Here is an 11,791-nt window from a genome sequence, read left to right as displayed (position 1 = left end):
GCGTAGTGTGTTGATCCCTAGGAGGCCCGCTCCTCCTACGACGCGCTCAGGAGACGGCCAACGATGTCTGATTCCCACGCTGCAAACCCGGGAACCCCCTCCCCCAGCACCGCGACGTCCGACTACACGAAGCGGCTCGCCCGCCTCGAGCAGTCGGGGCTCAAGCGGTTGCTGCCCACCCAGGCGCCCTACAAGTGGAACCTGCGGAGGCTGCGGCTCGGCCGGGTCCTCGACATCGGCTGTGGCCTGGGTCGGAACCTGCTCAACTGCGGCCCCGAGAGTGTCGGGGTCGACCACAACCCGCACTCCGTGCAGACCTGCCGCGAGCGCGGGCTGACCGCCTACACCCCCGACCAGCTGGCCGAGGCCCCGGACTGCGGGCCGCGCTCCTTCGACAGCCTGCTGGCCTCGCACGTGCTCGAGCACGTCGACGAGGAGACCGCGGCCGCGCTGCTGGGCCAGTACCTTCCGCTCGTGAAGCCGGGCGGCTCGCTCGTCCTCATCACCCCGCAGGAGGTCGGCTTCCGCTCCGACGCCACCCACATCCGCTGGGTCGGCTTCGACGAGCTGCGGACGGCGGCGGCGCGCCACGGGATCGCGGTGCGGCGCACCTACTCGTTCCCCTTCCCCCGCCCGATGGGCAAGGTGTTCCCGTACAACGAGTTCGTGCTGGTGGGAACCGTTCCGGGGGCCACCCGCTAGGGGCGGAGCCGCAGGGGCCTCGGGGGCCTCGGGGGCCTCAGGGATCGACGATCTCGACGACCGGCGGGTGGTCGTGCCAGGTGCAGAAGACCGAGACCTCGCTGCCGTCCCGGGTGAAGGTGACCCGGATCCAGTAGTCCTGCTTCCACACCTGCATCCGCCAGCCGGCGGCCGGGGTCGCGGAAACCAGCTCGGCGGAGGACGCGCCCAGGTCGAAGACGACCCGGCCGCCCGAGACCGGGTAGGCCTTCACATTGCCCGCGCGCGCCGACGCCTTCGGTGACGGCTTCGCGGACGGGTTCCCGGGGGACGAGGCCCCGGCGGACGGGGACGAGCCGGGCGCCGGCGTCGACGCCGAAGCCTGCGGGCTCGGCGGGGCGGACGGGGAGGCCTCCGGAGACGGGGACTGCGCGTCCCGCGTCGAGGACGACAGCGGCAGCGTGGTCAGCGGAACGGCGAGCGGGCGGTCGTAGGCCGTGCCGGACATGACCGTGTGCACGCCCCACCACGACAGCGTCACCGCTGCTCCGGTCGCCAGCGTCCAAGCCATGGCATGTACAAGACCTCGCTGCATCAGGGGACATACTGCACCACCCGTCACAGACGTGGCCCGGCACCTCCCCGGGTCGCCCGAATGGACTACGGTGCGGGCCATGGCAAGTGTGCTCGTGGTCGAGGACGACCAGTTCGTACGTTCCGCCCTCATCCGGCACCTGACCGACGCCTCGCACACCGTGCGCAGCGTCGGCACGGCCCTGGAGGCCCTGCGCGAGGTCGCACACCACCGGTTCGACGTGGTCATCCTCGACCTCGGGCTGCCCGACCTCGACGGGTCGGAAGCGCTGAAGATGCTGCGCGGCATCACCGACGTACCGGTGATCATCGCGACCGCGCGCGACGACGAGGCGGAGATCGTCCGGCTGCTCAACGACGGCGCCGACGACTACCTGACCAAGCCCTTCTCCGTGGAGCACCTCTCGGCCCGGATGGCCGCCGTGCTGCGCCGTGCCCGGGCCGCCGCCGGGGCCGAGCCGCCCTCGCGCGTTCTGCGCGTCGGCGGACTGGCCATCGACCCGCTGCGCCGCCAGGCCGAGCTCGACGGGACGGTACTGGACCTCACCCGCCGGGAGTTCGACCTGCTGGCCTTCCTCGCCGGGCGGCCCGGGGTGGTCGTGGCCCGGCGCGAGCTGCTCGCCGAGGTCTGGCAGCAGTCGTACGGGGACGACCAGACCATCGACGTCCACCTCTCCTGGCTCCGCCGCAAGCTCGGCGAAACCGCCGCCCGCCCGCGCTACCTGCACACGCTGCGGGGGGTCGGGGTCAAGCTGGAGCCGCCGCTGTGAGATGGGCCTTGGTCAAGGTGTGCCTTGCGGTCACCGCCATGGTGGTCGTGGCCTTCGCCGTACCGCTGGGGCTGGTGGTGCAGGAGATGGCCAGCGACCGGGCGTTCTCCAACGCCGAGCGGCAGGCGGCCACCATCGGGCCGACGCTGTCCATCACCACCGACCCCGTGCAGCTGCGCAAGGCCGTGGAGTCCACGCAGATGGGCGCGGCCCGGCGGATGGCCGTCCACGTGCCCGCGATCGGCGACAGCCCGCCGGTGGACATCGGCGAGGGCCGGGCGGGCGCGCACGCCGTCGCGGAGACCCGGCGGATCGGGCGGGCCACGACGGCCTCGGTGCCCGGCGGTGGTTCGGCGCTGCTCCAGCCGACCGCGCTCGGCTCCGGTGACATCGCGGTGGTGGAGGTGTTCGTACCGGAGAGCGAGGTCAGCAACGGGGTCACCACCGCCTGGCTGGTCCTCGCGGGCGTCGGGGCGGCACTGATCGTGGGCTCGGTCGGGGTCGCCGACCGGCTCGGCGCCCGGCTGGTCCGGCCGGCCGAGCGGCTCGCGGACGCGGCGCACCAGCTCGGCGAGGGCCGGCTGGGGGCGCGGGTGCCGGAGGACGGCCCGAAGGAACTGCGCTCGGCGGCGGCGGCCTTCAACGCGATGGCCGACCAGGTGGTGGAACTCCTCGCCAACGAGCGGGAGCTGGCCGCCGACCTGTCGCACCGCCTGCGCACGCCGCTGACGGTGCTGCGGCTCAACGCCGCCTCGCTCGGCGACGGCCCCGCCGCCGAGCAGACCCGCGAGGCCGTGGAGCAGCTGGAACGGGAGGTCGACACGATCATCCGTACCGCCCGCGAACAGCGCCCGCCCGCCGCCGCGGTGGCCGGCGCCGGATGCGACGCCTCCGAGGTCATCCGGGACCGGATGTCCTTCTGGTCGGCGCTCGCCGAGGACGAGGGCCGCGAGGTGCGGCTCGCGGGCGTGGACCGTACGGTACGGATCCCCGTGGCGCGGCCCGAACTCGCCGCGGCCCTCGACGCGATGCTCGGCAACGTCTTCCGGCACACCCCCGAGGGCACCCCCTTCGCGGTGGACGTCCACGACGCCTCGGACGCGGTCATCATGCTCGTCTCGGACGCGGGCCCCGGCATCGCCGACCCGGACGCCGCCCTGCGCCGCGGCAACGACGGCGGCCGCGACGGCTCGACCGGCCTCGGCCTGGACATCGTCCGCCGGGTCGCGGAGTCGACGGGCGGCGACGTCCGGCTGGGGCGCTCGGTGCTCGGCGGCACCGAGGTGCGGGTGTGGATCGGCCTGGACGGGCGGACCCGCGGTGGCGCGGGCGGGGTGCGGGCCCGGCGCGGCCGGCGCAAGCGGCGCAGCAACTGATGTAACGGCACGGGGGCGGGGGCGCGCCTCGCGGTCGGCGTCCGCACGGATCGGTACGGTCCGCGCATGGACACCCTGATCTTCGGCGGCATCCTCGCCACGTTCCTCACCCTGTACCGGGAGTCGCCCCGGATGGTGGTGCTCGGAGCGTGGTGGGTGATGCTGCTGGCCGTGATCCTGCTGATGGCGCACCACATCACCAGCAGCCTCGCCCTGAACCTGAGTTACTGACGGTGGCCGTGATGCACAGCCTCCTCCCGGAGGAGGCACCGACGGGCGGACTGCTGGGGCGGGTCCAGTTCTGGTTCGCCTGCGTCTTCGCCATCGGCTGGACGGGCGTGGTCTGCGGCGGCCTGTTCTACCAGTTCGGGCTGTGGGAGTACCCGTGCCCGCTCTGCATCGTGCAGCGGATGTTCATGCTGCTGGCGGCGATGGGCGCGGCGTACATCGTGCGGACGGCGCTCGCGTACGGGACGGTCACCGGCCGGGACTACATGATGGGGTGGGGCCTGTCCCTGGTGGCGGTGATCGCCGGCTCCTTCGCGTCCTGGCGGCAGACGATGCTGCACATCCTGCCGGGTGCCAAGGGGTACGGGAGCGAGGTGTTCGGCCTGCACCTGTACGTGTGGGCGTGGATCCTCTTCCAGGCCTCGGTGGTGGCCATCGGCATCGCCCTGGCCTTCGCGCACTCGACGGCCGACCGCTCCGTTCCGGCGGACGGGCCGGGGGCGCCGCGGACGGTGGGGATGTTCGCCCTGGGGTTCCTGGGCCTGGTCATCGCCGTCAACCTCGTGGCCGTGTTCTTCGAGGAGGGCTTCCACTGGTTCCTGCCGGACGACCCGTCCCGCTACCAGTTCTTCTACGACGTGGGGATCCTCGGCTAGCGGCCCCGGACGGTGGCCGAGATGTTGCCGCCTCCGTCGGGGCCGCACAGGCTGGGCCTGACGGAAGGAGTCGGCATGAGAGTCATGCTCCGCGCCCACATCGACACGGCCGCCGGCAACGAGGGCATCAGGACCGGGGCCCTGCCCCAGGCCGTGAAGTCGCTGATGGAGAAGCTGAAGCCGGAGGCCGCCTACTTCGGCATGCACGAGGGCGTGCGCTCCTGCTGGATCGTCTTCGACCTGCAGGACAGCGCGCAGATGCCGCCGCTGATGGAGGGCCTGATCATGGACTTCAACGCAGAGGTCGAGGTCGCCCCCGTCATGACCGCCGAGGATCTGGCGAAGGGACTGGCCGCGATGGAGTCCTCGCGCTAGGCCGTCTTCCGGTGGCCGTCAGGGCCAGCGCGGCGGAGGCGGCGGCGGCCGTGCACGCCACCGCGAAGGCCGCCCGGTAGCCGTACGCCGCCGCCAGCGGGCCCGCGACGGCCGCCGCCACCGCCTGGCCGAGGATCAGGCCGCTGCCGGCCACCGTCATGGCCTCGCCCATCCGCTCCGCCGGACCGGTCCGTTCCACCAGACCGAACAGGGCGATCAGGTGCGGGGCCACGGCCAGTCCGATGCCCGCGACGGCGAAAGCGGCGCCGGCCAGGCCGGAGACCGCGAGCAGCGGCAGCGTGAGCACCGCCTGGACGGCGATCGTCCACCGCAGCCGCACGGTCAGGTCCGCCGATCCCGGCCGGGCCACCGTCACGAAGCCGGCGATCGAGCTGGTCACGGCCATCGCGGCCCACACCAGGCCGGCCGCGCCCGGCTCGTCCAGCGTCTTGGCGAGCGCGTTGACCCCGGTGTTGGCCCCGCTCCAGGCGGCTCCCTGGAGCACCGCCAACGCGCACAGCAGGACCAGCCCCGGCGACCACAGCCGTACGGCGGCCCGCGCGCCGGGGACCGCGAGCGCCGGGCCCGGCGCGGTCGGGTGCACCGCGAAGAGGGTTCCGAAGACGAGGATCAGCGCGGCGGCCAGGAGCAGGGCCGCGGCGGGATGCACGGTCACGGCCAGGATCCCGGCCAGCGCGGGCCCGACCATGAACCCGGCCTCGTCCAGGGTGGTGTCGAAGGACAGGGCCCGGCCCAGCAGCTTCTCGTCCCCGCCGGCCAGCCGCGCCCAGCGCGCCCGGGCCAGCGGCCCGACCTGCGGGACGGTGAGCCCGGCGGCGACGGCGAGGGCCGTGCGCAGGGCCGGCGGCAGCCCGCCGAGGACGGCCGCGACGAGGGCGAGCAGCACGGCGGCGTTGGCCGCGCAGGCGAGGAGCAGGACGGGGCGGTGGCCCCGGCGGTCGGCGAGCCGGCCGATGACGGGGCCGCCGACGGCCTGGCCCAGCCAGAGCGCGGCGGCGACGGCCCCCGCGTCCGCGATGCCGTCGCGTGCGTTGACGAGCAGGAGCGTTCCGATGGGGCACAGGGCCGCGGGCAGGCGGGCCAGGAACGCGTGGAGGGGGAGCGCGGTGCCGCCGAGGGCGAGCACCGCGCGCAGGGCGCCGGGCGGCGCGGATCGGGTCACGGACAACCTCCGTCCGCACGCCGACCCTCCCGTGTCTCCGGCGCGCACCGTTGCCCGTTGCCCGGACGGTACCGGCGCGGCGGCGGCCCCGGAACCCCCCGGCCGTACGCCGTCCCGCCGGACGGGTCCGAGCGGTCAGAGGGAGCCCGTTCTGGCCACCCGCGCGTACCAGTGGGCGCTGGAGCGCGGGGTGCGCGTCTGGGTCTCGTAGTCCACGTGGACGATCCCGAAGCGCTTGCTGTAGCCGTAGGACCATTCGAAGTTGTCCATCAGCGACCAGAGGAAGTAGCCCTTCACCGGGGCGCCGTCCGCCAAGGCGCGGTGCAGGGCGGCCAGATGGGCTTCCAGGTAGTCGATCCGTGCCGGGTCGTGCAGGTCGGGGGCGTACGCGGCGCCGTTCTCGGTGACCAGCAGGGGCAGGCCGGGCGCCTCCCGGGAGAAGCGCATCAGCAGGTCGTACAGGCCCGTCGGGTCGATCGACCAGCCCATGTCGGTCCGCTCGCCCGGGGGCTGGTGGAAGGCCACGGTGTCGGCGCCGGGCCAGGGGGAGTGGCCCGTGGCCCCGTGGCCGTCGGCGCGGGGGCCGGTGCCGGCCGGGGCCGCCGAAACCACCGCCGGGGAGTAGTAGTTCACGCCGAGGTAGTCCAGCGGCTGGTGGATCAGCGCCTCGTCTCCGGGGCGGACGAAGGACCAGTCGGTCACGGCGGCGGTGTCCTCGAGGAGGTCCTGCGGATAGGCGCCGTGCAGCAGCGGCCCGGTGAAGATCCGGTTGGCCAGGGCGTCGATGCGGCGCCGCGCGTCCAGGTCGGCCTCGGAACCGGTCAGCGGCCGGACCGCGCTCGGGTTGAGCGCGATCCCGACCCGCGCCGAAGCGGGCAGGGCGGCGGCGGCCATGCCGTGGGCCAGGTTGAGGTGGTGGGCGGCGCGCAGGGAGTCGGCGGGGGAGGTCCGGCCGGGGGCGTGGACGCCCGAGGCATAGCCGAGGAAGGCGCTGCACCAGGGCTCGTTGAGGGTGGTCCACAGTTCCACCCGGTCGCCCAGCACCTTCGCGACCTGCTCGGCGTACGCGGCGAAGGCGTGGGCCGTCTCCCGTTCGGGCCAGCCGCCCCCGGTCTCCAGCTCCTGCGGCAGGTCCCAGTGGTACAGGGTCACGCAGGGCCGGATCCCGTACGAGAGCAGCTCGTCCACCAGGGCGTCGTAGAAGCCGATCCCGCCGGAGAGCACCCGCGGCCAGGACACCGAGAACCGGTAGGCCCCGAGCCCCAGTTCGCCCATCAGCCGTACGTCGTCCCGCCACAGCCGGTGGTGGTCGACCGCCACGTCGCCCGTGTCACCGCCGTGCACCTTGCCCTGCGTACGGCAGAACGTGTCCCAGATCGAGGGCCCGCGCAGGGCGGCCGCGCCCTCGATCTGGAAGGCCGCGGTGGCCGCGCCCCACAGGAACCCGTCCGGGAAGCGCACGCTTTCCCTCGGCACACTCGTCATCCCTTGACAGCTCCCTGCATGATGCCGCCCACGATCTGGCGGCCGAAGAGGACGAACACCAGCAGCAGCGGGAGCGTGCCCAGCAGCGCGCCCGCCATGATCACCGACTGGTCGGGGATGTAGCCCCGGCCCAGCCCGGTCAAGGCCACCTGCACCGTCGGGCTGCCGTTCTGGGTCAGCGCGACGATCGGCCAGAAGAAGTCGTTCCAGGCCATCACGAAGGTCAGCATGGCCAGCACGGCCATCGCCGGCCTGGCGACGGGGAACACCACGTGCCACACGATCCGCAGCGAACTCGCCCCGTCCGTGCGCGCCGCCTCCACCAGTTCCATCGGCAGGGCCTGCGCCAGGTACTGCCGCATGAAGAAGACGCCGAACGCGGACACCAGGGTCGGCAGGATCACCGCCTGGAGCCGGTCCGTCCACGACAGCTCCGCGATCAGCATGTACAGCGGGACCACGCTCAGCTGCGGCGGAATCAGCATCGTCCCGATCACCAGCCCCAGCAGCAGCCTGCTGCCGCGGAAGCGGAGCTTGGCGAAGGCGAAGCCCGCCAGCGTGGAGAACACCACCGTGCCCGCGGCCACGGTGCCGGCCACGATCACGGTGTTCAGCAGGGCCGTGCCCATGTTCGCGTCGGTCCACGCGACCTGGAGGTTGCGGCCAAGGTTCCCGCCGAACCAGAACGGCGGCGGGGTCTGCGCGAGCCGCGTGTTGCTCCGCGAGGCCGCGATCGCCGTCCAGACGAGCGGGAAGAGCGAGCCGGCGGTGAACAGGGCCAGCACCGCGTACGCGACCTTGCCCGCGCGCAGGGATCTCATCGGGAAGCCCCCCGTCCGCGCAGCAGCCGTGCCGCGCCCGCGATGACCAGCAGGATCAGGAACATCGCCCAGGCGATGGCCGAGGCCCGCCCCAGGTGCAGGTTCACCCAGCCCTGCTCGTACAGGTACAGCCCGAGCGTCTGGAACTGGTGCTCCGAGCCGCCCGTCGCGCCCGCCCCGCCGTTGAACAGCAGCGGCTCGCCGAACAGCTGGGTCGCGCCGATCGTCGAGACCACACAGGTGAAGAAGATCGTCGGCCGCAGCGAGGGCACCGTCACGTGCAGGAACTGCTGCCAGCGCGAGGCTCCGTCGAGCGCGGCAGACTCGTACAGCTCGTTCGGCACGGCCTGCATCGCGGCCAGGTAGATCAGCGCGTTGTAGCCGGTCCACCGCCAGATCACGATGGAGGAGACCGCCAGCTGCGAGGCGAAGGTGCCGTTCTGCCAGTCCACCGCCCCCAGGCCGACCGAGGACAGCACCCAGTTGACCATCCCGTAGTCCCGGCCGAAGAGCAGCACGAAGACGAGCGTGGCCGCCGCGACCGAGGTGGCGTACGGGGTGAGCACGGCCACCCGGAAGAAGGCGGAGCCGCGCATCCGGTAGTTGAGCAGGTGGGCCAGGCCGAGCGCGACGGCCAGCTGCGGCACCGTGGACAGCAGCCCGATGGTGACCGTGTTGCGCAGGGCGTTCCAGAAGAACTCGTCGTCCCACAGCCGCGTGAAGTTCTTCAGCCCCACCCACGTCATGCTGTCCGGATCGGTCAGCTCCACCTGGTGCAGCGCCGCCCAGCCCGTGTACAGCAGCGGGAACAGCCCGAAGGCGGCGAAGAACAGGAAGAAGGGCGCCACGAAGGCGTACGGGCTCCAGCGCAGGTCCCAGCGGTAGCGGCGCGAGCGCCACACCTGGCGCCGGCCGTCCCCCTCCGCCGCCGGCCGCTTCGAGCCGGCGGCGGAGGGGGACAGGACAGCCGTCTCGTCCGTCACCTGAGCCTCACTGATCCAGGGCGTTGTCGATCGCCTTCACCGCGGCCTCCCAGCCCTCCTGGGCGCTGCGGCCCTTCTGGTCGACCTGGAGCATGCCGATGTCCGACAGGTTCTGCGCGATCACCAGGTCCTTCGGGCCGACCACCGTCACCGGCACCCCCTCGGCCGCCTTCGCGAAGATCTCGCCGATCGGGGCCCCGCCGAAGTACGCGTGCTGCGCCCCCGACACCGCCGGCAGCTTGTAGGCGGCGCTCGCGCTCGGGAAGCTGCCGCGCTTCTCGAAGAGCTTCGCCTGCTGCGCCGGAGCCGTCAGCCAGGCCGCCAGCTTCGCCGCCTCCTCGGTGTGCTTGCCCGCCTTCGGCACCACCAGGAACGAGCCGCCCCAGTTGCTCGGCTTCGGCGCCTGCGCCACGTCCCACTTGTCCTTGCCCGCCGGGCCCGCCTTGTCCTGGATGTAGCCGAGCATCCAGGCCGGGCAGGAGACCGTGGCGAAGGCGCCGTTGGCGAAGCCCTGATCCCAGGCCGGGGTGAACTGCTGGAGCTTGGCGCTCAGCCCCTCGGCCGCGAAGGAGGCCGCCAGGTCGAAGGCCCCGCGCACCGCCGGGTTGGTCTTGTAGACGACCTTGCCCTGCTCGTCGTAGAACCGCTGCGCGCTGCTGCCCGTCACCGCCGCCATCACGCCCGACGCGGAGTCCACGAAGGCCTTGCCCCCGCCCGCCTTCGCCTTGTAGGCCTTGCCCGTCTCCAGGTACTTGTTCCAGTCGCCCGCCCACAGCGCCCCGACCGCCGCCCGGTCGGTGGGCAGCCCGGCCGCCTCGAAGAGGTCCTTGCGGTAGCAGATGCCCTGCGGGCCTATGTCGGTGCCGAGGCCGACCGTGGCCCCGCCCTTCGCCGCCGGCGCTGTGCCCTGCGCCCACTTCCAGGGCAGGTACGCGGCCTTGTCGACGCCCGGCGCCTTGCCCAGGTCCACCAGCTTGTCGGCCTGCGTGGCGGTGATCTCGGCGATGTTGTTGACCTCGACGGCCTGGATGTCGGCGAGCCCGCTGCCCGTCCCCAGGTGTGTGAGGAGCTGGGGGTAGTAGTTCTCGTTCCGCTCGATCGAGGTCTGCTCGATGCGGATCCCGGGATTCTGCGCCATGTACTCGTCGTAGAGCCCGGCCTCCTGGAGGCCGAACGCGCCGAAGACCCCGACGGTCAGGGTGGTCTTCGCCTTGCCGCCGGCCGGTCCGCCGCTCTGCGGCTTCTCCTCCGGATCCTGCGCGCACCCCGTGAGCAGCAGGGCGGCCGCTCCCACCGCGGTGACTGCCGTGGCAAGGGTTCTTCGGGCTCGGGCGTGGGCTCGCATGTGCATCCTCCTTGAAGGACGGAACGGGGAAGGACGAAACGTGCCGGGTGTCGTGTGCCACACTGTGGGAGCGCTCCCACAGTCGTCAAGGGGTAGATTCACGGAGGGAGGAAGCCATGAAGGGGTACGGGGGCAGCAGGGGACGGCCGACACTGGAAGAGGTCGCCGCGCACGCCGGTGTCGGCCGCGGCACGGTCTCCCGGGTGATCAACGGCTCCTCCAAGGTCAGCGAGCACACCAGGAGCGCCGTGGAGGCGGCCGTCGCCAAGCTGGGCTACGTGCCCAACCGCGCGGCCCGCGCCCTCGCGGCCAACCGCACCGACGCCATCGCCCTCGTGATCCCCGAGCCGGAGGCCCGCTTCTTCGCCGAGCCGTACTTCTCGGACGTGGTCCGCGGGGTCGGCGCCGCCCTCGCCGAGACCGAGGTGCAGCTCGTCCTCACCCTGGCCGGCAGCGACCGCGAGCGCCGCCGGCTCTCCCAGTACCTCTCGGGCCACCGGGTCGACGGGGTGCTCCTCGTCTCCGTGCACGCCGGGGACCCGCTGCCGGAGCTGCTGGCCGAGCTGGGCATCCCGACCGTGATCAGCGGCCGCCGCTCGGCCGCCGAGCCCCTTCCCTCGGTGGACTCCGACAACCTGGGCGGCGCGGCCGAGGCCGTGGAGCACCTGCTGGGCCGGGGCCGCCGGGCGATCGCCACGATCACCGGCCCGCTGGACGTGTACGGGGCCCAGTGCCGCCTCGACGGCTACCGGCAGGCCCTGGCCGCCGCCGGGCACCGGGCCGACGAGGGGCTGGTCGCGGTCGGCGACTTCACCGAGGAGGGCGGCCGCCGGGCCATGCGCGAGCTGCTGGAGCGCCGTGCGGGACTCGACGCGGTCTTCGCGGCCTCGGACGTCATGGCGGCGGGAGCCCGGCGGGAACTGCGGGCGGCCGGCCGCCGGATCCCCGAGGACGTGGCGCTGGTGGGCTTCGACGACTCGGTGGTGGCCCGGCACATGGACCCGCCGCTGACCAGCGTCCGGCAGCCGATCGAGGAGATGGGCCGGACCATGGCGCGGGTGCTGCTGGCCAGGATCGCGGGGGAGACGGGCGCGGAGGCGGCCGTCGTACTGCCGAACCGGCTGGTGGTCCGCGAGTCCTCGTGAGCCCGGACGGCGCGGGCCGGACCGGCAGCGGCCGGAAACGGGCAGAGGGGTGTGCGGGCCGCGGCGCGGGGCGGGGCCCCCCGGCCCGGGGGGGGGGGGGGCGGGGCTTTGTCCCCCGGCCCCCCGGGCCACAACCCCGGGGTCAAACA

The 11,791-nt window shown here is 73.2% G+C and carries 13 protein-coding genes; 7 read left to right on the top strand and 6 right to left on the bottom strand.

Translation table 11 applies throughout. The annotated features are described in order from the left end of the window. Window positions 1-63: 63 nt before the first annotated feature. A complete protein-coding gene (locus ACFWP3_RS34740) occupies window positions 64-702 on the top strand; it encodes a class I SAM-dependent methyltransferase (RefSeq protein WP_384229189.1) in 639 nt (212 codons plus the stop codon). A gap of 37 nt (window positions 703-739) precedes the next feature. Here the strand turns inward: ACFWP3_RS34740 and ACFWP3_RS34735 are convergent, their stop codons facing one another. Then, window positions 740-1,276: a hypothetical protein gene (locus ACFWP3_RS34735; RefSeq protein WP_384229187.1), complete on the bottom strand. Its 537-nt coding sequence runs from the start codon at window positions 1,274-1,276 to the stop codon at window positions 740-742. A 79-nt stretch (window positions 1,277-1,355) separates the two neighbouring features. Between ACFWP3_RS34735 and ACFWP3_RS34730 the strand changes: the two genes are divergently transcribed. The 5 genes from ACFWP3_RS34730 (at window position 1,356) to ACFWP3_RS34710 (ending at window position 4,680) form a co-directional block, all read left to right on the top strand. Beyond that, window positions 1,356-2,045, top strand: coding sequence for a response regulator transcription factor (locus ACFWP3_RS34730; RefSeq protein ID WP_384229184.1), 690 nt, complete (start codon window positions 1,356-1,358; stop codon window positions 2,043-2,045). Further along, complete coding sequence (locus ACFWP3_RS34725) at window positions 2,042-3,421, top strand: sensor histidine kinase (RefSeq protein WP_384229182.1); 1,380 nt, start codon at window positions 2,042-2,044, stop codon at window positions 3,419-3,421. The genes ACFWP3_RS34730 and ACFWP3_RS34725 overlap by 4 nt, the downstream gene beginning before the upstream one ends. 66 nt (window positions 3,422-3,487) lie before the next feature. Next, a complete protein-coding gene (locus tag ACFWP3_RS34720; RefSeq protein ID WP_384229180.1) occupies window positions 3,488-3,652 on the top strand; it encodes a DUF5993 family protein in 165 nt (54 codons plus the stop codon). 11 nt (window positions 3,653-3,663) lie between these two features. Further along, on the top strand, window positions 3,664-4,305 hold the full coding sequence (locus ACFWP3_RS34715) for a disulfide bond formation protein B (RefSeq protein ID WP_384229178.1): 642 nt from the start codon (window positions 3,664-3,666) through the stop codon (window positions 4,303-4,305). A gap of 75 nt (window positions 4,306-4,380) precedes the next feature. Continuing rightward, a complete protein-coding gene (locus ACFWP3_RS34710) occupies window positions 4,381-4,680 on the top strand; it encodes a hypothetical protein (RefSeq protein WP_384229176.1) in 300 nt (99 codons plus the stop codon). On the opposite strand, the gene ACFWP3_RS34705 is transcribed toward ACFWP3_RS34710, so the two are convergent. The 5 genes from ACFWP3_RS34705 to ACFWP3_RS34685 form a co-directional block, all read right to left on the bottom strand. Beyond that, window positions 4,625-5,863, bottom strand: coding sequence for an MFS transporter (locus ACFWP3_RS34705; RefSeq protein ID WP_384229174.1), 1,239 nt, complete (start codon window positions 5,861-5,863; stop codon window positions 4,625-4,627). The genes ACFWP3_RS34710 and ACFWP3_RS34705 overlap by 56 nt on opposite strands. 135 nt (window positions 5,864-5,998) lie before the next feature. Next, window positions 5,999-7,348: a GH1 family beta-glucosidase gene (locus tag ACFWP3_RS34700; RefSeq protein WP_384229172.1), complete on the bottom strand. Its 1,350-nt coding sequence runs from the start codon at window positions 7,346-7,348 to the stop codon at window positions 5,999-6,001. Next, a complete protein-coding gene (locus ACFWP3_RS34695) occupies window positions 7,345-8,169 on the bottom strand; it encodes a carbohydrate ABC transporter permease (protein WP_384229170.1) in 825 nt (274 codons plus the stop codon). Before ACFWP3_RS34695 ends, ACFWP3_RS34700 begins: the two co-directional genes overlap by 4 nt. Further along, entirely contained in the window at window positions 8,166-9,152 is a 987-nt protein-coding gene (locus tag ACFWP3_RS34690) for a carbohydrate ABC transporter permease (protein WP_384229167.1), read from the bottom strand. Before ACFWP3_RS34690 ends, ACFWP3_RS34695 begins: the two co-directional genes overlap by 4 nt. Before the next feature lie 7 nt (window positions 9,153-9,159). Continuing rightward, complete coding sequence (locus ACFWP3_RS34685; RefSeq protein WP_384229165.1) at window positions 9,160-10,497, bottom strand: extracellular solute-binding protein; 1,338 nt, start codon at window positions 10,495-10,497, stop codon at window positions 9,160-9,162. Between the two features lie 116 nt (window positions 10,498-10,613). On the opposite strand from ACFWP3_RS34685, the gene ACFWP3_RS34680 reads away from it, so the two are divergent. Continuing rightward, entirely contained in the window at window positions 10,614-11,642 is a 1,029-nt protein-coding gene (locus ACFWP3_RS34680) for a LacI family DNA-binding transcriptional regulator (protein WP_384229162.1), read from the top strand. Window positions 11,643-11,791 lie beyond the last annotated feature (149 nt).

Source organism: Streptomyces sp. NPDC058525 (genome assembly GCF_042719495.1).
GTDB lineage: Bacteria > Actinomycetota > Actinomycetes > Streptomycetales > Streptomycetaceae > Streptomyces.
The sequence above is the reverse complement of the archived record's forward strand: the minus strand, read 5'-3'. Positions and strand labels throughout refer to the sequence as shown.